The 25,040-nt window shown below is 69.5% G+C and carries 22 protein-coding genes and 1 pseudogene; 5 read left to right on the plus strand and 18 right to left on the minus strand.

The features are described from left to right. Window positions 1-86 precede the first annotated feature (86 nt). From rpsQ to rpsJ, 11 genes are read right to left on the minus strand one after another with little or no spacing between them, the layout of a single operon-like run. Window positions 87-371, minus strand: a complete 285-nt coding sequence (gene rpsQ / locus P8A20_RS14335; RefSeq protein WP_147959074.1) for a 30S ribosomal protein S17 — start codon at window positions 369-371, stop codon at window positions 87-89. After that, window positions 371-595, minus strand: a complete 225-nt coding sequence (rpmC, locus tag P8A20_RS14340) for a 50S ribosomal protein L29 (protein ID WP_033297602.1) — start codon at window positions 593-595, stop codon at window positions 371-373. Before rpmC ends, rpsQ begins: the two co-directional genes overlap by 1 nt. Continuing rightward, window positions 595-1,014, minus strand: a complete 420-nt coding sequence (rplP, locus tag P8A20_RS14345; RefSeq protein ID WP_014154587.1) for a 50S ribosomal protein L16 — start codon at window positions 1,012-1,014, stop codon at window positions 595-597. The genes rpmC and rplP overlap by 1 nt, the downstream gene beginning before the upstream one ends. 5 nt (window positions 1,015-1,019) lie before the next feature. After that, entirely contained in the window at window positions 1,020-1,856 is an 837-nt protein-coding gene (rpsC, locus tag P8A20_RS14350) for a 30S ribosomal protein S3 (RefSeq protein ID WP_014047784.1), read from the minus strand. Continuing rightward, window positions 1,856-2,203, minus strand: a complete 348-nt coding sequence (gene rplV, locus P8A20_RS14355) for a 50S ribosomal protein L22 (RefSeq protein WP_004571827.1) — start codon at window positions 2,201-2,203, stop codon at window positions 1,856-1,858. The genes rpsC and rplV overlap by 1 nt, the downstream gene beginning before the upstream one ends. Before the next feature lie 43 nt (window positions 2,204-2,246). Further along, window positions 2,247-2,528 (minus strand): 30S ribosomal protein S19, encoded by a 282-nt coding sequence (gene rpsS, locus P8A20_RS14360; protein WP_003966956.1) that lies wholly within the window; start codon window positions 2,526-2,528, stop codon window positions 2,247-2,249. Window positions 2,529-2,540: 12 nt separating this feature from the next. Then, window positions 2,541-3,377 carry a 50S ribosomal protein L2 gene (gene rplB / locus P8A20_RS14365; RefSeq protein WP_147959073.1) on the minus strand — a complete coding sequence of 279 codons (837 nt, stop codon included), beginning with the start codon at window positions 3,375-3,377 and terminating at the stop codon, window positions 2,541-2,543. 39 nt (window positions 3,378-3,416) lie between these two features. Further along, window positions 3,417-3,755, minus strand: coding sequence for a 50S ribosomal protein L23 (gene rplW, locus P8A20_RS14370; RefSeq protein WP_031096361.1), 339 nt, complete (start codon window positions 3,753-3,755; stop codon window positions 3,417-3,419). After that, window positions 3,755-4,405 (minus strand): 50S ribosomal protein L4, encoded by a 651-nt coding sequence (gene rplD, locus P8A20_RS14375; protein ID WP_147959072.1) that lies wholly within the window; start codon window positions 4,403-4,405, stop codon window positions 3,755-3,757. The genes rplW and rplD overlap by 1 nt, the downstream gene beginning before the upstream one ends. Window positions 4,406-4,409: 4 nt before the next feature. Continuing rightward, complete coding sequence (gene rplC, locus P8A20_RS14380; protein ID WP_014154591.1) at window positions 4,410-5,054, minus strand: 50S ribosomal protein L3; 645 nt, start codon at window positions 5,052-5,054, stop codon at window positions 4,410-4,412. A 14-nt stretch (window positions 5,055-5,068) separates the two neighbouring features. Then, on the minus strand, window positions 5,069-5,377 hold the full coding sequence (gene rpsJ / locus P8A20_RS14385; RefSeq protein ID WP_003948644.1) for a 30S ribosomal protein S10: 309 nt from the start codon (window positions 5,375-5,377) through the stop codon (window positions 5,069-5,071). Window positions 5,378-5,945: 568 nt separating this feature from the next. Here rpsJ and P8A20_RS14390 point away from each other — a divergent pair. Beyond that, window positions 5,946-6,248 carry a hypothetical protein gene (locus tag P8A20_RS14390; protein ID WP_306103619.1) on the plus strand — a complete coding sequence of 101 codons (303 nt, stop codon included), beginning with the start codon at window positions 5,946-5,948 and terminating at the stop codon, window positions 6,246-6,248. A 12-nt stretch (window positions 6,249-6,260) separates the two neighbouring features. Beyond that, on the plus strand, window positions 6,261-6,725 hold the full coding sequence (locus P8A20_RS14395) for a GNAT family N-acetyltransferase (protein WP_147959070.1): 465 nt from the start codon (window positions 6,261-6,263) through the stop codon (window positions 6,723-6,725). Window positions 6,726-6,834: 109 nt separating this feature from the next. Here the strand turns inward: P8A20_RS14395 and P8A20_RS14400 are convergent, their stop codons facing one another. Beyond that, window positions 6,835-8,019 carry a hypothetical protein gene (locus P8A20_RS14400; protein ID WP_306103620.1) on the minus strand — a complete coding sequence of 395 codons (1,185 nt, stop codon included), beginning with the start codon at window positions 8,017-8,019 and terminating at the stop codon, window positions 6,835-6,837. A 147-nt stretch (window positions 8,020-8,166) separates the two neighbouring features. After that, the gene (locus P8A20_RS14405; protein ID WP_147959068.1) at window positions 8,167-8,670 is read right to left on the minus strand and encodes a MarR family winged helix-turn-helix transcriptional regulator; all 504 of its coding nucleotides are present in this window, start codon (window positions 8,668-8,670) and stop codon (window positions 8,167-8,169) included. A 161-nt stretch (window positions 8,671-8,831) separates the two neighbouring features. Between P8A20_RS14405 and P8A20_RS14410 the strand changes: the two genes are divergently transcribed. Then, window positions 8,832-10,109, plus strand: coding sequence for an amidohydrolase family protein (locus P8A20_RS14410; RefSeq protein WP_147959067.1), 1,278 nt, complete (start codon window positions 8,832-8,834; stop codon window positions 10,107-10,109). Between the two features lie 247 nt (window positions 10,110-10,356). Further along, window positions 10,357-12,360 (plus strand): PIG-L family deacetylase, encoded by a 2,004-nt coding sequence (locus tag P8A20_RS14415; protein WP_306105149.1) that lies wholly within the window; start codon window positions 10,357-10,359, stop codon window positions 12,358-12,360. Window positions 12,361-12,421: 61 nt separating this feature from the next. Here P8A20_RS14415 and P8A20_RS14420 read toward each other — a convergent pair whose 3' ends face one another. From P8A20_RS14420 to P8A20_RS14430, 3 genes and pseudogenes are all read right to left on the minus strand, one after another. Then, window positions 12,422-13,024, minus strand: a complete 603-nt coding sequence (locus tag P8A20_RS14420) for a response regulator transcription factor (RefSeq protein ID WP_147959066.1) — start codon at window positions 13,022-13,024, stop codon at window positions 12,422-12,424. 364 nt (window positions 13,025-13,388) lie between these two features. After that, a complete protein-coding gene (locus P8A20_RS14425; protein WP_147959065.1) occupies window positions 13,389-13,598 on the minus strand; it encodes a hypothetical protein in 210 nt (69 codons plus the stop codon). 101 nt (window positions 13,599-13,699) lie between these two features. Further along, a pseudogene (locus P8A20_RS14430) lies at window positions 13,700-19,923 on the minus strand (DNRLRE domain-containing protein). Window positions 19,924-20,200: 277 nt separating this feature from the next. On the opposite strand from P8A20_RS14430, the gene P8A20_RS14435 reads away from it, so the two are divergent. After that, window positions 20,201-21,349: a sensor histidine kinase gene (locus P8A20_RS14435; protein ID WP_261988619.1), complete on the plus strand. Its 1,149-nt coding sequence runs from the start codon at window positions 20,201-20,203 to the stop codon at window positions 21,347-21,349. 175 nt (window positions 21,350-21,524) lie between these two features. Here the strand turns inward: P8A20_RS14435 and tuf are convergent, their stop codons facing one another. Further along, window positions 21,525-22,718, minus strand: a complete 1,194-nt coding sequence (gene tuf, locus P8A20_RS14440) for an elongation factor Tu (protein WP_014154597.1) — start codon at window positions 22,716-22,718, stop codon at window positions 21,525-21,527. Between the two features lie 158 nt (window positions 22,719-22,876). Next, window positions 22,877-25,006 (minus strand): elongation factor G, encoded by a 2,130-nt coding sequence (gene fusA, locus P8A20_RS14445; RefSeq protein ID WP_147959064.1) that lies wholly within the window; start codon window positions 25,004-25,006, stop codon window positions 22,877-22,879. Window positions 25,007-25,040: the final 34 nt, after the last annotated feature.

Consider the following 25,040-nt stretch of genomic DNA (forward strand, 5'->3'; position numbering starts at 1 on the left):
CGTCTGCCGGTTCCCGGCAGGGGCTCCGTTGCTGAAGCCCCTGCCGAGCCTGGCGGAACTGTCCTGAGGGGAGACCCCCTCAGGGATTACTTGGCCTTCTCGAGGATCTCGACGATGCGCCAGCGCTTCGAGGCGGACAGCGGACGCGTCTCCATGATGAGGACGCGGTCGCCGACGCCAGCAGCGTTCTGCTCGTCGTGGGCCTTGAGCTTGTTCGTACGGCGGATGACCTTGCCGTACAGCGCGTGCTTGACGCGGTCCTCGACAGCGACGACGACGGTCTTGTCCATCTTGTCGCTGACGACCAGACCCTCACGGGTCTTGCGGAAGCCGCGGTCGGTCTTGGTCTCAGTCACAGTCTTCTCGCTCATCAGACGCTCTCCACCGTCTCGATGCCCAGCTCGCGCTCGCGCATCAGGGTGTAGATCCGGGCGATGTCCTTACGGACGGACTTGAGCCGACCGTGGTTCTCGAGCTGCCCCGTCGCCGCCTGGAAGCGGAGGTTGAACAGCTCTTCCTTGGCCTCGCGGAGCTTGTTGAGGAGCTCCTCGCCGCCCAGCTCGCGCAGCTCGGACGCCTTGGTACCGGCCGACATCACGACTCACCTGCCTCGCGCCGAACGATCCGGCACTTCATCGGAAGCTTGTGAGCAGCGCGGGTGAGCGCCTCACGAGCAATCTTCTCGTTCGGGTAGGACAGCTCGAACATCACCCGACCGGGCTTGACGTTCGCGATCCACCACTCGGGAGAACCCTTACCGGAACCCATGCGGGTCTCGGCAGGCTTCTTCGTCAGGGGGCGGTCCGGGTAGATGTTGATCCAGACCTTGCCGCCACGCTTGATGTGGCGGGTCATCGCGATACGAGCTGCCTCGATCTGGCGGTTCGTCACGTACGCCGGGGACAGCGCCTGGATGCCGTACTCGCCGAACGCAACCTGCGTGCCACCCTTGGACATACCGCTGCGCTTCGGGTGGTGCTGCTTGCGGTGCTTGACCCTACGGGGGATCAGCATTTCGGTCAGGCCTCCGTTCCGGTGCTCTCAGCCGGAGCAGCGGCGGCGGGAGCGTCGGCCTTGGGGGCCTCCGCTGCCGGCGCGGACTGCTGCGGCTTGCGGCCGCGGCCGCCACGCTCGCCACCACGGCCACCGCGGCCGGCCGGGCGGTCGGCGCCGCCACGAGCCGGACGGTTACCGGCGCGGGCCGCGGCGTTCTCGGCGCGAACCTCGGCGATGTTCTTGACGTCGCCCTTGTAGATCCAGACCTTCACACCGATACGGCCGAAGGTCGTCTTGGCCTCGAAGAAGCCGTAGTCGACGTTCGCACGGAGCGTGTGCAGGGGCACGCGGCCCTCACGGTAGAACTCCGAGCGGGACATCTCGGCGCCGCCGAGGCGACCGCCGCACTGGATCTTGATGCCCTTGGCGCCGGCCTTCATCGTGCTCTGCATGCTCTTACGCATGGCACGACGGAAGGAGACGCGGGAGGAGAGCTGCTCGGCGACGGCCTGGGCCACCAGCTGAGCGTCGACCTCGGGGTTCTTGACCTCGAGGATGTTCAGCTGGACCTGCTTGCCGGTCAGCTTCTCCAGCTCGCCACGGATGCGGTCGGCCTCGGCGCCACGGCGACCGATGACGATGCCCGGGCGGGCGGTGTGGATGTCAACGCGGACGCGGTCGCGGGTGCGCTCGATCTCGACCTTCGAGATGCCGGCCCGCTCCATGCCCTTCGTCATCATGCGACGAATGGCGACGTCTTCCTTGACGTAGTCCTTGTACAGCTTGTCGGCGTACCAACGGGACTTGAAGTCCGTGGTAATGCCGAGTCGGAACCCGTGCGGGTTTACCTTCTGGCCCATTACCGGGTTCCTTCCTTGCTGCTGACGACCACGGTGATGTGGCTGGTCCGCTTACGGATCCGGTAGGCACGGCCCTGAGCACGCGGACGGAACCGCTTCAGGGTCGGGCCCTCGTCCACGTACGCCTCGCTGATGACCAGCGAAGAGGCGTCGGTGTGGTCGTAGTTGTGTGCAGCGTTGGCGATGGCGCTGTCCAGCACCTTGCCAACCGGCACGCTCGCGGCCTGCGGGGCGAAACGCAGGACCGCCTGAGCCTCCGTGGCATCCATGCCACGGATGAGGTCCACCACGCGGCGGGCCTTCATGGGCGTGACGCGGATGTACCGCGCCTGGGCCCTGGCTTCCATGGTTGTCCCTTCGGTGTAAGTCATAGTCGTTTCCACCCCGCGGTTAGCGGCGCTTCGACTTCCGGTCGTCCTTGACGTGGCCGCGGAAGGTGCGAGTCGGCGAGAACTCGCCGAGCTTGTGGCCGACCATCGACTCGGTGACGAACACCGGGACGTGGATCTTGCCGTTGTGCACCGCGATGGTGTGACCCAGCATGGCCGGGACGATCATCGAGCGACGGGACCAGGTCTTGATGACGTTCTTGGTGCCTGCCTCGTTCTGTACGTCCACCTTCTTGATGAGGTGGCCGTCGACGAAGGGCCCCTTCTTGAGACTGCGCGGCATCTAAACCCGCTCCTAGCGCTTCTTGTTCGTCTTGCGGCGGCGGACGATGTACTTGCTCGATGCCTTCTTCGGCGAGCGAGTACGACCCTCCTTCTGACCCCACGGCGAGACCGGGTGACGTCCACCGGAGGTCTTGCCTTCACCACCACCGTGCGGGTGGTCAACCGGGTTCATCGCGACACCGCGGACGGTCGGGCGGACGCCCTTCCAGCGCATGCGGCCGGCCTTGCCCCAGTTGATGTTCGACTGCTCGGCGTTGCCGACCTCGCCGATGGTGGCGCGGCAGCGGGCGTCGACCAGCCGGATCTCACCGGACGGCATACGAAGGTGGGCCATCGTGCCCTCCTTCGCCAGCAGCTGCACGGAGGCACCCGCGGAGCGGGCGAACTTCGCGCCGCCGCCGGGGCGGATCTCGATGGCGTGGATGGTCGTACCGACCGGGATGTTGCGCAGCGCCAGGTTGTTGCCCGGCTTGATGTCGGCGCCCGGACCGTTCTCGACACGGTCACCCTGCGACAGGCCACGGGGAGCGACGATGTAACGCTTCTCGCCGTCCGCGTAGTGCAGCAGCGCGATGCGCGCGGTGCGGTTCGGGTCGTACTCGATGTGCGCGACCTTGGCCGGCACGCCGTCCTTGTCGTGACGACGGAAGTCGATCACGCGGTAGGCGCGCTTGTGGCCACCACCCTGGTGGCGAACGGTCACACGACCGGCGTTGTTACGGCCGCCCTTGCTGTGCAGAGGGCGGACCAGCGACTTCTCCGGCGTGGACCGCGTGATCTCGACAAAGTCGGCGACGCTGGAGCCACGACGGCCCGGGGTCGTCGGCTTGTACTTGCGGATACCCATTTCTCAGTCCTCGTCCGATTCCGGACGACTCGACCTCCGTCAGGAGGTCGGGCCGCCGAAGATGTCGATACGGTCGCCCTCGGCGAGGGTCACGATGGCGCGCTTCGTGTCGGCGCGCTTGCCGAAACCGGTCTTGGTGCGCTTGCGCTTACCCTGCCGGTTGATCGTGTTGACCCCGGTGACCTTGACCGAGAAGACCGCTTCCACGGCCTGCTTGATCTGGGTCTTGTTGGAGCCGGGCGCGACGATGAACGTGTACTTGTTCTCGTCGAGCAGCGCGTAGCTCTTCTCGGAGACAACCGGCTTGACGAGAACGTCGCGCGGGTCCGAGTAGGTCTTGCTCGTGATGGTCGAGCTGGTAACGGTCGCCTCACTCATCAGGCGGCGCTCCCTTCGGTCTCAGCGGTCTGGGGGCCAGACACGAAGGACTCGAAAGCGGCCTGGGTGAAGACCACGTCGTCAGAGACGATCACGTCGTACGTGTTCAGCTGGCCCGGCTCCAGGATGTGCACCTGGGGCAGGTTGCGAGCGGACAGCCACGCGGCCTCGTCGGCGCGGTCGACGACCAGGAGCAGGTTGCTGCGCTCCGAGATCTTGCCGAACAGCGTCTTGGCGGCCTTGGTGGAGATCCCACCCTCGACCACGCCGGTGACGACGTGGATGCGGGAGTGACGCGCCCGGTCCGAGAGGGCACCGCGCAGGGCGGCGGCCTTCATCTTCTTCGGGGTGCGCTGCGAGTAGTCACGCGGCTGCGGGCCGTGGACGACGCCACCGCCGGCGAACTGCGGCGCGCGGGTCGAACCCTGGCGCGCGCGGCCGGTGCCCTTCTGGCGGTACGGCTTGCGCCCACCACCACGGACCTCGCCGCGGGTCTTGGTCTTGTGCGTGCCCTGACGGGCAGCTGCCAGCTGTGCGACGACGACCTGGTGGATCAGCGGGACGCTGGTCTTCGCGTCGAAGATCTCCGCGGGGAGCTCGACGGTACCGGCCTTGTCGCCTGCCGGCGAAAGGATGTCAATGGTGCTCATTACCTCAAGCCCCCTTGGCCGCGGTACGGACCAGGACGAGGCCGCCGTTCGGACCGGGGACTGCGCCCTTGATGAGGAGCAGACCCTTCTCCGCGTCAACCGCGTGGATGGTCAGGTTCTGGGTGGTGACGCGCTCGTTACCCATGCGACCGGCCATGCGCATGCCCTTGAAGACACGCCCAGGGGTGGCGCAGCCACCGATCGAACCGGGGGAACGGTGCTTGCGCTGGACGCCGTGGCCGGCGCCGAGGCCCTTGAAGTTGTGACGCTTCATGACACCGGCGAAGCCCTTGCCCTTGCTCTTGCCCGTGACGTCGACCTTGACGCCGGACTCGAACACCTCGGCAGTGACCTCCTGGCCCAGCGTGTACTCGCTGGCGTCAGGGGTGCGGAGCTCCACCAGGTGGCGGCGCGGGGTCACGTCGGCCTTGGCGAAGTGGCCCTTGAGGGGCTTGTTCACCTTGCGCGGGTCGATCTCGCCGAAGGCGATCTGGACCGACTCGTAGCCGTCGCTGTCGTTCGTACGGACCTGCGTCACGACGCACGGACCGGCCTTGACGACGGTCACCGGGACAACCCGGTTGTTCTCGTCCCAGACCTGGGTCATGCCGAGCTTCTCGCCCAGGACGCCCTTGATGTTCTTGCTCATCTCGGCCCGTCCCTTCAGAGCTTGATCTCGATGTCGACGCCAGCCGGCAGGTCGAGACGCATCAGCGAGTCAACCGTCTTCGGGGTGGGGTCGAGAATGTCGATGAGGCGCTTGTGCGTGCGCATCTCGAAGTGCTCGCGAGAGTCCTTGTACTTGTGCGGCGACTTGATGACGCAGTACACGTTCTTCTCAGTGGGCAGCGGCACCGGGCCTGCGACCGACGCACCAGTGCGGGTCACCGTCTCGACGATCTTCTTCGCCGAGGAGTCGATGACCTCGTGGTCGTAGGCCTTGAGCCGGATGCGGATCTTCTGTCCCGCCATGGCTACTAGTAGTCCTGTCTCTCATAACGCTCTGGAACCCGGGAGTTCTCGTAACTCCGCCTCCGACCCACGCGGTCGGGCGTGTCGCATCCCCTCTACGAAGATCTCCCGAAGGATTTCCCAACCAAGGGGGTGCGGGCCGAAACCGCGCTGCCGGGGGCGAAACCCCACCGGGTGCCTGGTCAGCGCCCCACTGACGCTTCCCGAAAGATTCCCGTACGTCCGACCCTGGGGGTCGACGAGTACCGTGGGACTCGCTTCCGGTCCTCCCGGCGGGAGGCGCGCAGCATTGACACTCAACCGAGCAACCTGGCCAGTGTGCCACACGGCTCATGGGCCTGGCCAATCGGGTCCGGGATCTTACCCCCTGCGAGGGACCGGTCAAACGCGGGCGCCGACGCGAAGGTCCGGGAGCTTCTGCACCTCGGGTTCGCAGAACCGTTCGGGACATCCACGGATGGGGTGAAGCTGCCGCCTCCGGCATATGCCCTCGGGATGCCGACCCTAACGTCCGGATCATGGTCAATTCGTCGCACGAAGCGATGCACCCGCTGACGAAGAGACCGCGATGGTCTTCAGCGAGCTCACCGAACTCGGGCTGGGCAACACCCCGGCCGCCCAGATCTGGAGGGACCTCATGGCCATCGACCTCTCGTTCTTCCGCTCGGAGTCCTCACAGCGACTGCGCGCGGAAGGCAAGGCGGAAGGCAAGGCGGAGGCGGTGGTCCAGGTACTGGAACAGCGCGGCATCACCGTCACCGACGGTGTCAGGGCCCGGATCAACGGGTGCGCGGACGCCGACACACTGGCCCGCTGGCTGGCGCGGGCACTCGCGGTGGAGAGGGCCGAGGAGTTGTTCGTGGACGCCTGACAGAATCCGGCCATGTCTACGAGCACCCTCCGGGGCTGGCGCCTGCGGCCGGCCACCTTCGAGGACGTCGAGCCGATAGCCGGGATCCGGGCCTCGGCCATGCGCCCCGACCTGGAGCGTCTGGGCCGGTACGACGAGCACCGGGTGCGGCAGCGGCTGCGCGACGCCTACGTGCCGGAGCACACCTCCGTGGTGGAGGCGGGGGGAGCCGTCGCGGGCTGCGTCGCCCTGCGGCCGTCCGAGGACTGCTGTTGGCTGGAGCACTTCTACCTCGCACCGGAAGTGCAGGGCCGAGGCATCGGCACGGCCGTCCTGGCCGGACTCCTGGCCCGCACCGATGCCGAGGGTGTGACGGTCCGGCTGAACGTCCTGCAGGGCAGTGCCGCCCGTGGCCTGTACGAACGGCACGGCTTCACTCCGGAGCGGGAGGACCCGGTGGACGTGTTCATGGTCCGCCCGCCCGGCGCCGGATCCTGACCCCCGGGCGGGGTGCCGGACCCGGCCTCGCGTGGCGGTCCGCGACCCGGCGCCTCAACTCGGCCTGGCCTGGCGGGACATCGAGACGCTCCCCGTACACACGGGCCCCTCAGGTGCGGGTGACCGTGCCGCACTCCCCGTCGGGCTGCCACTCGCCGCGGTAGTAGGGGTCCACATCGGGCCCTGTGGGGCTGGGACCCGGGCCGTCACCGGGGAAGGACGGGTGCAGGAAGCCGTCGTCCACCTCGCAGGCGGTGTTGCCGACGTTCTGCTGCGCGCTGATCACGGAGAGCTTGCCGGCCGTCGCCACGAACTTCTCCGGGTCGTGCAGTGCCATCGTCAGCTCCCGCCTCACGATGGTGCGCGCCACCTCGTCCTCGCCCACCCGCACCAGCGGGTAGACGAAGGTGTAGTCGGCCCGCACCTCCACGGAGCCCGTGGGGCCCGCTTCGAAGGTCATCCGCCCACGGGTCTTGACGACGTCTCCCACCAGCCGGATCTCGTCCGGGTCGAACCGGGTGAACATCACCAACGGGTCCCGTTCCTCGCCGGGCTCCGCCAGGGACTGTTCGAGCCGCTTCCGTTCGCCCTTCTGCAAGGGGTCCAGCAGGTCCAGCGCCTCCTCGGGCTTCTCCCCGCGCAGGGTGGCCGGATCGAGGTTGGCCTCGACGAGGAACTGCCGGGTCGTCCGGAGTGCCTGCTCGACCTCGTCCCTGCTCATCCCCCCGACCGCCTTGGCCTGGGGCATCTCGATTCCTGCCGCCCCGTCCGCCCAGCGGAGGGCGGGCGAGCCCCGGAAGGGCTGTGCCGTGGTCGGCCGCTCGGTACCGGACCCGTCGGCAGGCGCGGCGGTCGGCGGTGCGGTCTCCGCGGGCAGCGGCAGGATGTCCACCGCGTCGCCACCCCCGGGGAGGTGGTCGGTCAGCAGGCTCGGCCGCATGGCGACCACCAGGGCCCCCAGGACCACGACGAACCCGAGGGCGCCGACGAGCCGCCGCCGCTTCCGTGCGCGGCCGTTCATCTCCTGCCAGGCCGGGCCGGTGCGCCACCCGTCCGGCTGCCACGGTTCGGCGGGCTTGCGCTTCCGGCCGAAGCGCCGCCCGCTCGCAGCAGCCTCCTCGTCCAGCGCGCGCAGGCGCGCGGTGACCATCCGGGCACGCGCCGAGGGCTCCTTCGGCGCGTCGGCTCCACCCCTCTCGGCCTGCCGGACGAGCTCCGCCCACTGCTCGTCGGAAACGACGCTCCCGTCGTCCGGGCGCTCGGACGGTTCCCCTGCCGGCGTTCTGGTACTCACTGTTCTGTTCCACTCCCCCACGCGACTCTGCCACCACCAGTTCACGCCGCCGAGCAGCATTCGGACAAGAGTACGAAGCAAACGGTGACGATCATGTGATGCCACACCCCGGACATCCCGCAGCGGGAGCGGCCGAAGGTGTGGAGGTCACGGCGTGGAGGAACCGCCCTCGCCGCCGGGCACGGGAAGCCGGGCCGTGGCGTCGGCGTACTTCAGGAGCAGGCGCGCGAATTCGACGCGTTCGGCCGTGGGCCAGTCACGGGTGATGTGCTCGAAGGCCTGCCGCTGCTGGCGGCGGAAGTGGCCGAGAAGGGTGTTGCCGTCCTCGGTCAGCCTGAGCACGGTGCGCCTGCCGTCCTGCTGCGAGGCGATGCGGACCAAATAGCCGTGGGTGATGCAGTCGCTCGCCATCCGGCTGGCGACGGACGAATCGACCATGAGCAGATCGGCGAGCCCGCCGACCGTGATCTCCCTGCCGGCCTCGGCCGACTCGTCGACGAGATTGAGGACCAGATTGCGCTTGAGGTCCTTACGGCCCACCGGGGGCTCGACAGGGGCCTGCATGGTGCGCCGCCGGAGTCGGGCGAAAGCCGTGCCCACAGCATCCAGCAGAGCCTCTCCCTGCGGGTCGCAGGCATCGGAGTTCGTCACGCCACGACCTTACCCCAAAAGCTTGCAAACAGCAGTTGCGTGCAAACATGCATGTAGTTGCGAGTAGCATTGGCCTGACCGACGCGGTGAGGTGTTCGCCGCATCAGGCCCACATCAGGCCCGCACCAGGCCTTCAGGCCTGCGAAGAAAGGTGGAGCAGCATGGTCACGGCCATCACCAACGCCCGTGTGTTCGACGGTGAGCGCGTCCGCGCGGAGACCACCGTCCTGCTGGACGGCACCCGCATCGCCGCGATCGGCGGGGAGCCGCCCGCCGGGGCGGACGTCGTCGACGCCTCGGGCGCGACGCTCATGCCCGGCCTGATCGACTCCCACGTCCACACCTCCGAGGACGGGCTCGCGCTGGCGCTGCGGTTCGGCGTCACGACGGAGCTGGAGATGCAGGGCATGTACACCAAGAGCTTCCGTGAGCACGTGCTCGGCGACGACTCCGTCGCCGACGTCCGCTCCTCGGGGTTCGGTATCACCCCGCCCGGCGGGCACCCCAGCGAACTGCTCCCCGAGGACTTCGAGCCGGGCGGCCACGGAGAACCGGATGCCGGGGAGCCGGACTCCGGAGACTCGGGCCACGGTGGACAGCAGGCCCACGGCCCGGCTCCGCTGATGCCGTTCTCCAGCACCCCGGCCGAAGCGGTCGGCTTCATCCCGCAGCTGATCGCCGCCGGCTCTGACTACATCAAGTTCATGGTCGACGACGGCTCCGTCGAGGGGCACCCCGGTCTGCCCATGCTCGACCAGGCGACCCTGACCGCCGGCGTCGCCGAGGCGCACCGGCACGGGATGCTCACGATCGCCCACACCCTGACCGTCGAGGCGACGCGAATGGCGATCGAAGCCGGCATCGACGGCTTCGCCCACCTGTTCATGGACCAGCCGCACACCGACGAGATCATCGGCCTCATCGCCGCCTCCGGCGCGTTCGTCGCCCCCTGTGTCGTCCTGAACGCCTCGATGACGGGCATCACCGGTTCGGACCTCGCCGACGACCCGCGCGTCGGATCACGTCTGACCCCCGCGTGGAGCGAGACCCTGCGCAGCAGTTACGACCGCTACCCCCAGGGCAAGCTGGAGGACGTCCTGGCCTCGGTCAAGGCACTGCACGACGCCGGGGTCGACCTCCTCGCGGGCACCGACGCCGCGCCCATGCCGCTGCCGTTCCTGGGCGGCATGATCCACGGCGCCAGCGTCCACCACGAGCTGCAGTACCTCGTCCGGGCCGGCCTCACACCGGTACAGGCCCTGCGCGCCGCCACTCTCACCCCGGCACGCCGTTTCGGCCTGACGGACCGCGGCCGCATCGCCGAGGGGCTCCGTGCCGACCTGCTCCTGGTGGACGGCGACCCCACCACCACCATCGCCGACACCCTCAACCTCCGCGCGGTCTGGCGCCGGGGCACGCTCACCCGGCTCGCGGCCTGACCGGCGCGTGGGCCCATCGGCCCACGCGACCGGCCCCGGTCCGTCCCGAGCCGACGGCCCGAGCGGTCCCGTCCCTCCGGGCAACCCGGTCGCCCGGTTCCCCGTCTATCCCCCCGCAGGAGCAGGCACACGGCCCTGACCTGCGCTGACCAGCAGCACGCAGCTCAGGGCACCGACCCGCCCGCTGCGGGGGGACGCGGACGGAGTGCGTGGCGTGACGAATGGACCTGCCCTGCCCGGAAGCGGTGTGCGACGACGCACCGTCATCACCACGGCCGCCGCCGGGCTGGCGCTCAGCGCCTGCTCGGTCCCGCCGCCCCGGCGTCCCGACCCCGCGCCGGACCCCGCGCCCGGCATGCCCATCAGCACCGCGCGGCGGGCGCTGCTGATGCAGATACTCGCCCACCCGGACGACGATCTGTACTTCATGAACCCGGACACCCGGCGCGTCCTCGACACCGGGACACCGCTGGTCTGCGTGTACCTCACGGCGGGCGAGGCCGACGGCCTCAACAAGGTCCCCGGCCGCCCCCGCCCCGCACCGGACAAGGCGGCGTACTCGTCGGCGCGCCACCAGGGGCTGCGTCAGGCGTACGCGACCCTGCTCGGGCTGGAGAAGTTCACCCCCTGGCAGATATCCGTCGCCGAGCTCGGCGACGGGCACCTGGCCGAGGTCAACACCCTGGCCGCCGGGGGACGCAGGGTCGAACTGGTCTTCATCGACACCGCCATGCACACCACCCGCCACCGCCTCGGACTCCCCAGCCTGTGGCACGACCGGCGGCTGACCCTCCGCACGGTCGTCGCCGAGGGTTCGCCCCTGGAGCGCCCGGGCGCGTACACCTACGACGGGCTCGTCGACGTCCTCGTCGGGCTGCTGGAGCGCCACCGGCCGACCGTCGTGCACACCCTGGACCCCGATCCGGACATCCAGCACAGCACCGAGGCCGTCCGGCGCAGGGACAGCGAACAACCCGGTTACTCCGACCACGCCGACCACACGGCCGCCGCCTGCTTCGCCTGGGCTGCGATGATCCGGTGGGTCGCCAGGAGCACCCGTGACGGTGGCCAGGTACCGGGCTTCGCGGTCACCTCGTTCCGCGGGTACTACAACCGGCACTGGCCCAAGAACCTCCCGCCGACCGTGCTCGCGGAGAAAGCCGCGCATCTGGTCCCCTACGGCGGTTCGCCCGACTGGGACTGCGGCAACCCGTCGGGCTGCGGGGACTACAACGTGGGCGGCGACCGGCCGCTGACCAACAGGAAGGGCTGGGTCCGCTCGACCCGCCACCGCTATCCGGGCGTCCGCGCCGTCGTCACCACCGGGCCCGGCGGCCGGCTCGACGCGTACGCCGTGGTGGGACTCCGCCTGGTCCGGTGGCGCGAGGAAGAACCGGCGGGCGGGGTGTGGGGCCCGCCGGTCGACCTCGGGGGCGGCCCGCTCGCCCCCGCGCTGGGGTCGGCCACCGCGGGCGACGGCACCCTGCTGCTGTTCGGGCTGCGCTTCGCCGGACCGCGTGGGCACGGGGCGGCCGACGAGCGCGAGATCGTGCTGCTGGCGCAGAGCGCTCCCGGCAGCGGCTTCCTCGCCTGGCGGGGTCTCGGCAACCCTTCCCCCGGCCGGGACGACGGCCGGCGCATCGGCGTACCCGTCGCCGTGACGGCACCGGACGGCCGGACCCACCTCTTCGTGCGCAACGCGGAGAAGGGGCTCAGCACCCGGGTGCGGGAGGCGGACAGGACGTGGGGCGAGTGGCGCGACCTGGGCGGCGGGGAAGTGCAGGACGGCCTGAGCGTCGTGGTGGACGGGACCGGCCGCGTCCACGTCCATGCCGCGGGTCATCACGCCGTGCACCACTGGACGCAGGACGCGCCGGGCTCGGAGCTCACCGCCCGGACGCAGATCGACGCCGGCCCGGTACCGGGCGACGCACCCACCGGGCTGCCCGCGGCCGACGGTTCCGTGGACCTGTTCTACCGGGCACAGGCGCGTGCCGTGACGACGGCCGTACGCGACGGGGTGGCCACGGACCTCGTCGGCTTCGACGGGTACGGGGAGCTGGCAGCCGCCGGCCCCTCCCTGCTCGGCCGCACCGCCGGGGGGCAGCTCCAGGTCCTGACGGGCACGCGGCTGTCCCGGCGTACGCGGGGGCCAGTGGCCCTGGACGGCGCCACGCTCCGGCTCGACGACGGGCGCCCGGTGGTGGTGGGCCTGGGCCAGGACGCGCTCCCCTTCGCCTGGCGGCCGTAGAGAGGAACCGGAGTCACCCGGCGGGCGGGGAAGGGTACCGGGCAGGCTTGCCCGCGCGCGGCTACAGCCAGCCGTGGCCCTCCGCGATCCGGACGGCGTCGACCAGGGTGCGGGCGTGGAGTTTGCCGACGGCGGAGGACAGCCGGTTGCGTACGGTTCCGAGGCTCAGGAAGAGATCGGCGGCGATCTCCCGCGCATGGGCGCCGGAGGCGGTCAGCCGCAGGGCCTCCGCCTCGCCGTCCGTCAGCGGGCTGGGTCCCGCACGCAGGGCGTCCCGCATCCGGGGGTCGATCACCCGCCCGCCTCCGGCGACCCGGCGGATGGCGTCCGTCATCTCCGCGGGGTCCGCGGTCTTCAGCAGATAGCCCGCGGCACCGACGGCCAGTACCCGCTCCAGGTGGCCGGGCCGGTCCAGTGCCGTGAGCATCAGGGCCCGGCAGCCGGGCACCAGGTGGGCGAGCTCTCCCGCCACCGTGATGCCGTCCGCCCCCGGAAGGTCGATGTCGAGGAGCGCGACGTCGGGGCGCAGCCGCTGGGCCTCGTCCAGGGCGTCCTTGCCGTCGGCCGCCTCGCCGACGACCCGGATGCCGATCTCCCCGGACAGCAGCGCGGTCAGTCCGGCCCGCACGACGGCGTGGTCCTCAACCACCAGCACCTTGATCATGGACCTGATTATCGCCGGGCCTGCCCGGAACGCGTGGCTCCGGAACTGCGGGCTCCGGAACTGCCGCTCCCGTCCCGGCTCCCGCGATTCCCCGGCGCACCCACCGGACCGCCACCAATGAGCCGAGCACGGGCGGCAGGAACCACACCGGTGCGCGTGGCCCGGCGGCCACCACCGCCACGACGGCCGCCCCGTGCACCAGCACGGCCGGCGCGACGACGGCACCGTTCTCGACCCGCTCACGCCGCGTGAACGTCCTGGCCGCCACGGGTCCCCCCGTGCTCGCGTCCGTACGACGACCGATCCGATCACGGGGCGACGGGCGACACCGGTGAATTCCTCACGCGAGGAGACAGGACGCGGGTCAGGCGCTCGGGCCGGTGGTCCGCTCCTCCTTCCTGCGGACCAGGCCGGTGCGGATCTCCCTGACGGCACCCGCCAGGATGCAGACGGCCAGGAGGATCTCGGCCATGCCCCAGAGCCGGGCCCAACCGGCCTCCTGGACCCGGTCGATCCCGCTGATGGCCATGAACGGGACGAAGAAGAGCAGCGACGTCAGTCGGTAGTTGCGCATAGGTTCTCTCATTCTGCTGTGTCCGGCCGGAGGTGGGCCGACGGGGAGACGGGCGTACCGCCTCCCCGTCGGCCGGTCACCGCCGTCCGGGGACCATCGGGTCAGCGGCAGCTGTTCCTGCCGGTGTACTTCCTGCAGACGGAACGGCGTCCGGCGTTCGTCAACGAGTCGTTCCAGGCGTTGCGGAACCGTCTGTTGCTGTTCCAGTTGCGGAAGTCGCTCACGGCGGTCTGCGCACCCCAGCCCGCACCTGCGCAGTGCACGAAACGGCTGCCGGACTTCAGACAGCGCTTCGCCGTGCTCCTGGGACTCTTGGCCGCACGCCACACGTTCCTGGCGGTCCTCGCCCGTCCGAACGGCGAGACGAGCGCCGCCGTGCTGATCGCGAACTTCCCGGACCAGTAGACGGAGCGCCAGTTGGGGTTGCGGCCCACCCGCCGCGCCTTGTTCTTGGCGCGGTTCCACTGCTTCTTGCCCCAGCTCCACCGGCCGTCGAGGTCGAAGCGGTTCAGCGGGTCCGCGTGCGCGTACTCATAGGCGTTGAGGTTGCCCCCGTACACCGGGTCGACGGACAGGAACCGTCCGGTCGCCGGGTTGTAGAGGCGGGCGCCCATGAGGGTGAGACCGGTGAGCGTCTCGGCCGACCGCTGCTTGGCGCCGAGCCAGCCGTAGCGTGCGGTCTGTCCACCGGGCCTGGGGTTGCCGTACTCGTCGCTGTCCAGGGCCGTCGGCGCTGTCCCGGTGTCCAGCGGGAGCTGGAGGGCTATGTCGCCGTGGACGTTGCTGAGCTGGAGGACGGTGTCGCCCGAACCGCTCGTGGTGGCTCCGAGGTCGCCGGAGGCCGAGTCCACGTTGCGGCTCACGGTCCCGTCCGCCGTGTCCTCGGTGATCCAGCGGGGGTTGTCGCTGTCCCCGTCGTAGTGGTTCACCTTGGACGCCGTCCGCGTCCATGTGCTGCCGCTGCCGGTCTCGACCGTCCATGAGCGGAAGCGCAGGTTCGGGTCGAGTTCCCAGGTCTGCCGGCTGCCGTCGGCCGTCAGCCGGTGGGCCAGGTCGTTCGCGTAGTAGCCGAGGGAACTCCCGGGCACAGCCGTGGTCCGTCCGAAGACGTCGTAGGTGTAGCCGGTACCGACGAGCCGGTCGGCACTGTCGTAGGTGAAGGTGGTCTCCGTGCCTCCCGAGGCGGTGCAGCCGCTTCCCGGGTCGCCGACGGCGGTGGTGAGGCCGGTGCGGTTGGCGCGCCGGTCGAAGGCGTACGCCCGCCGGGTGCACACCTCCCCCGCCGTGTCCTCGACGACGGTCAGCCTGCCGGAGCGGTCGTAGCGGTAGCCCTGGCTGGACCACCCCTGGTGGGAGGTGACCTGACCGTGCACGGATTCGCTGACGCTGTCCGCGTACAGGGTGGTCGCGTCGCTGTCCCGGGTGTAGACGCGTGCGGTGGTGGAACCGGTGGTGTCCTCGGTGACGGTGAGGGTGTGACCGCCGGGCAGCCGCTCGGTGGCGACGGAACCGTCGGAGTCGTACGTGGCCGCGAAGGCCCCGGCGACGGAGTCCGTCGTTCTCGTGGCCAGGCCGCGTGGCTCTGCCGCGTGGTCGTAGGCGTACGTCACGGCCGAGGGGACGGAGTCACTGACCGTGACCGGGCGGTCGAGCAGGTCGTACTCGGTCCGGGTGACGCCTCCGTCGGCGTCGGTGTACACGATCTGGCGTCCGAGCCTGTCGTACTCCTTCGTCACGGTGCCGGCCGTGGGAGAGCTGACCCTGGTGATCTGGCCGGTGGCCGGGTCGTAGTCGGTGGTGGACTTCGGGACCGGCTGCCCGAGGCCTCCCCCGACGGTCACGCCGGTGGGCCGGCGGCCGCGTCGTACGTGGTGGCCGTCGTCCGGGTCGTCCCGCCGGTGTGGTCGGTGACCAGAGTGGCGTTGCCCCAGCCGTCGTACTCCGTGGTCGTGTCGACCAGCTGGGCGGGCTGCGTCCCGCCGCCGGTGATGTCACCCGCGGGGCCGGTCCAGCACTCCTGGTCCGCCCATTCCGGGCGTCCCTTGCACCAGCCGGTACCGGTCGCAGACCAGTACGCCGTGATGCGGGTGCCCGCGTCGCTGCCCGTGCTTCCGGGCAGCGACTGGGACGTCACCCGTCCCTGGTCGTCGTATCCGGTGGACGTGGTCAGATTCAGCCCTCCCGAGTCCTTGATCGTGAGGGTGGGCAGACCCTTCACCCAGTCGTAGACGGTCTCGTCCACGCGCTTCTCGCCCATCACCGAGTAGAAGTCGCGTACCCGGGCTCCGGTGACGGTCAGCGTCAGCTGGTCCTTGACGGCCGCCGTGCCGTCCGTCGGGCGCCCTTCGTCGTACTCCTTCACCGTCCACGCCCGTGCGGGCACAGAGGTCCCGGCGGTGACCAGCACGGTGCCGCCCTCCTTCAGGTCCTCCGTCAGGTCGACCCGGCGGATCGGTCCGAATTCCTCCAGTTCACGGGTTCCGGTCGCGTCGAACAAGGAGGTGGTGGACAGCAGATGAGCCCGCTCCGCCGAGGACCTGCCGACGATGCCGAGATCGGTGAGGGTCTCCCGCTCGCCGGCGGTCGCACCCAGTGCGAGCGTCCGGTTGCCCGCGCTCAGCTCACGGACGGTGTTGCCGAAGCGGTCGTGCTCCGTGACCGAGATGTGGCCACCGGGAGCGGCTGTGCCGACGGTGAGTCCCGAGGCGTTGAGATACGTCAACGTGGCCCGCCGGTAGTCCGGGGCCCCCAGTGCCGCACCCGAGTGGGCTGCCGGGACGGCGTCCGCGGGGAAGACGGCGGTGGCGTCGGTCGGGGCGTCGAGCTGGCCCCACGCCCTCACGTCGCCGGCTCCCATCGCGTACGGCGCCTTGGTGCCCGTGAGGGGCACGCCGTAGACGATGCCCGTGACGGCGCTGCCCTCCACCGTGGCGGAGGTGCCCCGCCGCAGGGCCTCCCGGGACGCCGTGAGCAGCATGCCGTCGCCGGGCGCCGTTCCCGCACCGGCGTTTCCGTAGGTGAAGGTGTACGGCAGTTGCCCCTGCTGCTGCATCCACGTGACCCGGCCGCCCCAGTACGCGTACTGGGTCTGGGTCGCCTGGCTCAGCCTGGGGTCCCATTGCTGCCGCAGGCTGCCGTTGGAGTCGTAGCGGTACGTCGCGACGGCCGTCGCCGTGGCGGCTGACGCGCCCGGCTCGGTGGTCCACACGCGGATCTCGCGCACCTGGCCCGCGATGTCGCCGAACTCTTCGTTGCCGCCCGTGCCGGTGGCGGTGGTGGTGGCCGCGTAGACGAAGTCCAGCACCCTGCAGCCCTTGGTGGCGGGCGCGGCCTCGCATGCGGCCGTCGTCGCCGCCGAGGAGGGGGCGATGACCCGCTTGGGCCGGGCCAGCTTGGCCCCGCCCACCGTCACGGTCTCGGAGACCACCTTCGTGGTGCTGTTGGCCAGGCCGTCGAGCAGGGTGCTCGCGACCTGCCAGGTCGTCGCCGCCGGGTCGGCCTTGGCGAAGGTGGTGACCGTGCCCTCGGTGTCCGACAGTGTGAAGGTCCCGGTCACGGAGCCCTTGAGTGTGAGGTCCTCGGCGCCGGTCTCCGGTATCCATCCGGTCCGGGCGGAGTCGGCGCTGAAGTGGATCGCGTCGCCCTCCTCCAGGACCACGTCGACGGCGGTGTCGGAGACCCGCCGTACGTGGCTGTAGTCGGACTCGGTCATCTCAGCGGTGGTGCCGGCGACCCACTCCTTGCCGAAGATCGCGGCCTGTCCCTCCTGCGACGCCCCCCGGTCGGGGGTGCGGGAGGCCGCGGTCCGGGACACGGACATCCCGAAGAGCGACACATCGCTCTCGCTGAGCGTGAAATTGCCGGTGAGCAGGTTGAGCGTGCCCGGTCCCACCGCCGAGGTGGCCGCACCGTCCGCGTTTCGGTCCACGGTCACGGTCAGCGGGGCGGCGCTGCCGGCCGCGGAGCCGGGGCCGGTGAAGTCGGCCTTGATCTGCACACTGCCGTCCGGGTCGACGGTGTCCGTGGCGTTCCACACCAGCGGGGAGTTCTTCCCGTCGACGAGCGGAACGGGCCACGCGGACAGCGCGCTGCCCCCCGAGGTGACGTCGCCGGTGGGTATGCGCACCCAGGGATCCGCCTCCGAACGTCGCCAGGAGAAGGAGACCGCGGTGTAGGTGCCCGCTTCGGCCTCGGCCGCCAGCGGTAGCCTGCGCGCGGTGCGCTCTCCCTCGGAGGGCTGGATGAAGCCCCCCGAGCCGACGTGGAAGACGTGGTCGAGCGTCTCGGACCTGTTGTCCGCCCTGTCCACCGCACGGACCTGGAGGGTGTGGGTGCCGTTCCTGTCCGGGGTGACGCGGATCGGCTTGGCCGCGGCCGACCCTCCGGTGTCGACCTTGGTCCACGTCATGCCGTCGATCGACCATTCCAGCCAGTGGTGGTCGGATCCGGACGGCGGTGTCACCGTGAAGGTCCCCGGCTGCCCTTCACCCTTGACCCACTGGCCGGCCGGGTAGTCCGTCGAGGTTATGGCGCCGGGCGCGGACGGGGCCTTCGTGTCGACGGTGAACGTCTTCCACGCCGACCAGCCGGTGTTGTAGTGCGTACCGTCGTACGGCGAGGTCCGGAACCTGTACGTCTTCCCCTCGGCGAGCACACCTGCCGGTACGGTCACCGACGCGGGCTGTCCCGAGGGCACGTACTTCGACACCATGTTGCCGCCGACCTGGGTGCCGGTGGTGGTGTCGTGGATCTGGAAGGTGCCGTTGACCTTGTCACCGTCCGCGTCGACGAAGGTGTCGCGGAGCGTCGGCGTCAGGGTGTTGACCATGTAGACGCCCGAGTAGGAGAAGAACGGCGGACCGGCCTCCTGCTTCGTGCCCGTCTTCGGCCGGAAGTTGTAGGTGACCGTCAGCTTCGGCGGGTTCTTCGCGGCATTGGCCGAGTTGACCCGCTTCCACTGCGCGACGGTGGACTCGCTCTTCGCCCGTACACCGACGTGGCCGCGCGTCGCCTTGGCCGACGCCCATTCCTGAGCGAGCGCGGTCACGTCCGCGTTGATCCACCCGTCGGGCTGGGACGCGCACGCCGCGTTGCCGCGGGTCTCGGTGGACTCCGCCTTCAGGGCGCTCATCGTCGGACGGTTGGTCCAGCGGCTGGCCGTGGAAGCGGCGGGCGAGGACCAGACCTGCCACGGCTGGACCGCACAGGTGGTGTTGGCGGAGTGGAAGTTCCACAGGCTCAGCTTGGCACCCGACACCAGGGAGTCGGCGATCGGAGAGGTGTTCCAGCTGATGAACGTCTGAGCGGTACGGGGTGTGCCGTTGGCGTTCGTCGTGCCCGGATCACCGAAGTCGAGTTCGACGTCGTTGGAGAGATTGCCGGTCTCGCCCTGCTGGACGTAGGTGTCGAAGACGTTGGACAGTGACGAGGTCGACGGGTCGACGGTCACCGGGTACCGGGTCCTGTCGTCGGCGAGGAAGTCCGCGTCGGGTGTGACGACCAGGTCGACGGCGCCCTTGCGCTGCACGACCTTCATGGCCACCGGCACCCGCCGGGTGTGCTCACCGGAGACGCTGTCCACCGTCGCGTCCCACATCACGGGGGCGGGCATGACGGCCCGCTTCTTCTTTTTCCGGTCGGTGAACACCACGCTTCCGTCGGGCTGTTCGGCAGCCGTCAGCCCACCGGTCCTCAGGGGCAGCGTGTAGGAGTAGCCCTCCGCGGGCCGCCGCTTGATCTCGACGTACTGCTCGAATCCGGTGCGGGTCGCCTCGACCACCACATCGGCACCGGGCAGGGCGTCCGGGTACGTCGCCCGGGTACCGTCCAGCTCCGGCGCGGGCAGTCCGCCCTTCCACTGGAGGGTGATCCGCTCGTCACCCTCACCGAGGCTCACCAGGTCGCGGGCCGGGGAGGCGTCGGCTGCCGCGAGTGAGCGGGGCGGGGTCCCGCCCCTGCCCGCGAGCCGCAGTCCGTGCGGATGGGCCTTGGCCTGCACCCCCTCCGCCGTCTCCCGGAGCGCGAGGTCGACATCGGTCCAGGCGCCGTCCCGCTCGAAGCGGACCGGTCCGGCCGACAGTTCGGTCGTGAGGGTGCCGTCCTTGTTCACCCAGGTCGTCGACGTCCCGGAGCGCTCGGACAGCGCCTCGACCCTCTTGCCGTACAACCGGGCAGCGACCTTCGCCGAGAGTATGTCGGCCGCTTCGTCCGGCCCCTCCGGCGCCGCGTCGCCTGCCGCCCTTGTCCGCGAGGGCTCCGCGGCCTCGGCCCTGACGCCGTCGGTGACGGCGGCCGTCTCCACCGCGAGCAGGAGGGCGACACCCATGGCGATCCGGGGCAGGAGCCGTCTTCGCCTCTGCATCGCCACCGCTGACCCCGCCCACACTCCGGTGGGGGGAATACGTTCTGACACCGCTGACCACTCTCTGTCGATGACTGGAGGAACGCGGTGAGCAAAGCAGCGGGGAGGCCGCGGAAAAAGGGAAGACTTCACGTCTTACGCCGGTGTGCGGGCGATACGCCCGGCAGCGGCCCGAGCACGATCTTCAAAGGCCCATGAATACGCGAGAATGGTGCGACAGCCGAGGTGACAGGGGGATCACGTGCGCGGCAAGCTGCATCGGGCCGCGTGGCCGCAGGGCTCCCCGGTGGCACTCGGGGCCCTGGTGGTCCTGGTGGTCTGTTCCCTGGCGCTGGTGGCGCTGGACGTAGCCGGTTCCCACCTCAGCAGGCGCTCGGTCGCCACCGGCCTGTCCTTGCTGGTCCTGATGCCCGCCGTGCTGCTGGGCCAGTACGCACCGCCCCCTTACCGGCTGCCCTACCGCTGGCGGTGGGGGCTCCTGATGATGCAGGTGCTGCTCACCTATCTGCCACTGCTGCTCTTCCACTACAGGTGGCTCAGCCTGCTCGGCTTCCTCGCCGGAGCCGTGCTGCTCACCCTGCCGCCGACCAGCTCCGTCCCGATCGCCCTGCTGGTGGGTGCCAGTGGGCCGCTGATCGTGCACACCGACCTGGTGCGCACCGACCGCGGCGCCGTCAGCGTGCTGCTCAGCACGGCGATCACGGCCAGCACCGTCTTCGCGGTGGGCCATCTCGCTCTGCTCTCGGCCCGCCTCCACGCCGGCCGGGAACAAGCGGCACGGCTCGCGGAGCAGCGGGCGCGAGCCCTGATGCGACAGGACCTCCACGACCTGGCGGGCTCCTCGCTCTCCGCGATCGTGGTGCAGGGCGAAGCCGCGCTGCGCGGGCCCGTCCCGGCGGACACGGCTCCCGACGCCGCACGGAGGGCACTCACCGAGATCGTGGGGCTCGCCCGCCGGCTGCACACGGAGATACGGGCCATCGGCCAGCCGGACGACGAGGGCCCCTCGCTCTCCGAGGAACTGGCCCACGCCCAGCGCGTGCTCCACGGTTCCGGTATCGCGGTGCGCACCGCGCTGTCCCCCTGTGCCGCACCGGACCCCGAGGTGTCGGCGTGCCTCCGCTTCGTGCTGCGCGAGGCGGTGGGGAACGTGCTCCAGCACAGTCGCGCCGCCGTGTGCGAGATAGAGCTGCGCTCCGACGCCTCCGGGATCCGGCTGCTCATCCGTAACGACGGGGCCCTCGCCCCGGACGCGCCGCCCCAGGAACCCGGCCGGCGCGGGACCGGCCTGTCCGGGCTCGGATACCGGGCGCACACGCTGGGCGGAACCTTCGCCGCCGGCCGGGAGGACGACTCGTTCACCGTCGAGGCACTCCTGCCCACTGCCTGACCTCCCCCGCCGTCCCCTGCCCCTGCCCGTTCGTACGTCGGCGGCAACGACCCCGGTGCTGCTGGGCGGAGCCCCGTACCCGCGCCGCGCATGCCGAAGGGCCCCGCACCTCTCGCGAGGTGCGGGGCCCTTCTTGGTGCTCAGTGCGGAGCAACCAGGTCAGACAGTCAGGTGATTACTTGACGATCTTGGTGACCTGGCCGGCGCCCACGGTCCGGCCACCCTCACGGATGGCGAACTTCAGGCCCTCTTCCATGGCGACCGGCTGGATCAGCGCGACGTCCATGAGGGTGTTGTCACCCGGCATGACCATCTCGGTGCCCTCGGGAAGGGTCACAACGCCCGTCACGTCCGTGGTACGGAAGTAGAACTGCGGGCGGTAGTTGTTGAAGAAGGGGGTGTGACGGCCACCCTCGTCCTTCGACAGGATGTAGGCCTGGGCCTGGAACTCGGTGTGCGGCGTGACCGAACCGGGCTTGATGATGACCTGGCCGCGCTCGACGTCCTCGCGCTTGATGCCACGGAGGAGCAGACCGACGTTCTCACCGGCCTGGCCCTCGTCGAGCAGCTTGCGGAACATCTCGATGCCGGTGACCGTGGTGGTGGTCTTCTCCTGCTTGATGCCCACGATGTCAACGGTCTCGTTGACCTTGAGGACACCACGCTCGATACGGCCGGTGACGACCGTACCGCGACCGGTGATCGTGAAGACGTCCTCGATCGGCATGAGGAACGGCTTCTCGACGTCACGCTCGGGCTGCGGGATGTTCTCGTCCACGGCCTTCATCAGGTCGAGAACGGTCTTGCCCCACTCGGCGTCGCCCTCGAGAGCCTTGAGCGCCGAGACCTTGACGACCGGAAGGTCGTCGCCCGGGAACTCGTACTCGGAGAGGAGCTCACGAACCTCGAGCTCGACGAGCTCCAGGATCTCCTCGTCGTCCACCATGTCGGCCTTGTTCAGGGCGACGACGATGTACGGAACGCCGACCTGGCGGGCCAGGAGCACGTGCTCCTTGGTCTGCGGCATCGGGCCGTCGGTGGCCGCGACCACGAGGATGGCGCCGTCCATCTGCGCCGCACCCGTGATCATGTTCTTGATGTAGTCGGCGTGACCCGGGCAGTCGACGTGCGCGTAGTGACGCGACTCCGTCTGGTACTCGACGTGCGCGATCGAGATGGTGATACCGCGCTGGCGCTCCTCAGGAGCCTTGTCGATCTGGTCGAAGGCCGAGGCCTCGTTCAGGTCCGGGTACGCGTCGTGCAGCACCTTGGTAATGGCGGCCGTGAGGGTCGTCTTACCGTGGTCGATGTGACCGATGGTGCCGATGTTGACGTGCGGCTTAGTCCGCTCGAACTTTGCCTTCGCCACTGGGGTCCTCCTGAGTGGTTCTGTACGCCTTGCTTCATCGGCGCCAGGTGATCTTTGCTGGAATGCCGGTGCCGGGGGCATTCGCCGCGCTGCTTACGCACTGCGACGAATGCCCGACCAGGCTCCGGTGACAAGCCTAAAGCGTGCGCTCGGAAGAGTTACTCGCCCTTGGCCTTCGCGATGATCTCCTCGGCGACGTTCCGCGGAACCTCGGCGTAGGAGTCGAACTGCATCGAGTAGCTTGCGCGACCCGAGGTCTTGCTGCGGAGGTCTCCGACGTAGCCGAACATCTCCGAGAGGGGCACGAGGCCCTTCACGACGCGAGCGCCGCTGCGCTCCTCCATGGCCTGGATCTGGCCACGGCGGGAGTTGAGGTCGCCGATGACATCGCCCATGTAGTCCTCGGGCGTGGTGACCTCGACGGCCATCATCGGCTCGAGGAGCACGGGGGACGCCTTGCGGGCACCCTCCTTGAACGCCTGCGAACCGGCGATCTTGAAGGCGAGCTCCGAGGAGTCGACCTCGTGGTAACCACCGTCGAGAAGGGTGACGCGGACGCCGACCATCTCGTAACCGGCCAGGATGCCGAACTGCATGGCTTCCTGAGCACCCGCGTCCACCGAGGGAATGTACTCACGGGGGATGCGGCCACCGGTGACCTTGTTGACGAACTCGTAGGAGGCGTCGCCACCCTCGATGGGCTCGAGGGCGATCTGCACCTTCGCGAACTGGCCGGTACCACCAGTCTGCTTCTTGTGCGTGTAGTCGATGCGCTCGACGGTCTTGCGGATCGTCTCGCGGTAAGCGACCTGGGGCTTGCCGACGTTCGCCTCGACGCGGAACTCGCGCTTCATGCGGTCGACGAGCACCTCGAGGTGAAGCTCGCCCATACCACCGATGATGGTCTGGCCGGTCTCCTCGTCGGAGTGCACCTGGAAGGAGGGGTCCTCCTCCGAGAGCCGCTGGATGGCGACACCCAGCTTCTCCTGGTCACCCTTGGACTTGGGCTCGATGGCGACCTGGATGACCGGCGCCGGGAAGTCCATGGACTCCAGGATCACCGGGTTCTTGTCGTCGGACAGCGTCTCACCCGTGGTGGTCTGCTTCAGGCCCATGACGGCGACGATGTCACCGGCGCCCACCGACGCGATCTCCTCACGCTTGTTCGCGTGCATGCGGTAGATCTTGCCGATGCGCTCCTTCTTGCCCTTGACCGAGTTCAGCACCGCGGTGCCGGCCTCGAGGCGACCGGAGTAGATCCGGACGAAGGTGAGCTTGCCCAGGTGCGGGTCACTCGCGATCTTGAACGCCAGGCCGGAGAACGGCTCGTCGTCCGAAGGCCTGCGCTTGATGACCAGCTCCGGGTCCTTGACGTCGTGGCCTTCGATGGCCTCGACGTCCAGGGGGGAAGGCAGGTAGCGGACGACCGCGTCGAGCAGGGGCTGGACGCCCTTGTTCTTGAACGCCGTGCCACAGAAGACGGGGGTCACGGTGACGGAGTCGGCCGAGCCCTTCGACGCGAGGGTGATCCGACGGATCGCCTCGTGCAGCTGCTCCTCGGTGGGCTCGGTGCCCTCGAGGTACAGCTCCATCATCTGGTCGTCGTTCTCCGCGACGGCCTCAAGGAGCTTGCCGCGCCATTCCTCGGCGGCCTCCTTGTGCGTGTCGGGGATCTCGACGGTGTCGTACATCTCGCCCTTGGCGGCTTCGTCCGACCACACGAAGGCCTTCATCGACACGAGGTCGACGACGCCCTTGAAGTCGGCTTCGGCGCCGATGGGGAGCTGCATGACGAGCGGAACCGCACCGAGGCGGTCGACGATCATGTCGACACAGCGGTGGAACTCGGCGCCGGTGCGGTCGAGCTTGTTGACGAAGCAGATGCGCGGCACGCCGTAGCGGTCCGCCTGACGCCAGACGGTCTCGGACTGCGGCTCGACGCCGGCCACACCGTCGAACACGGTGACGGCACCGTCGAGGACGCGGAGCGAACGCTCCACCTCGACGGTGAAGTCGACGTGACCCGGGGTGTCGATGATGTTGATGGTGTGGTCAACATCATTGAGCGGCCAGTGACAGGTCGTCGCGGCGGACGTGATCGTGATGCCGCGCTCCTGCTCCTGCTCCATCCAGTCCATCGTGGCAGCGCCGTCGTGGACTTCACCGATCTTGTACGAAACGCCGGTGTAGAAGAGGATCCGCTCAGTGGTGGTCGTCTTGCCCGCGTCGATGTGGGCCATGATCCCGATGTTGCGGACCTTGGCCAGGTCAAGCGAAGTGGTGGCCATAAGGCTCAATCTTCTCTCGGTCTCGATGGGGTGA

It is taken from the genome of Streptomyces sp. Alt3 (assembly GCF_030719215.1).
Classification (GTDB): Bacteria; Actinomycetota; Actinomycetes; order Streptomycetales; family Streptomycetaceae; genus Streptomyces; species Streptomyces glycanivorans.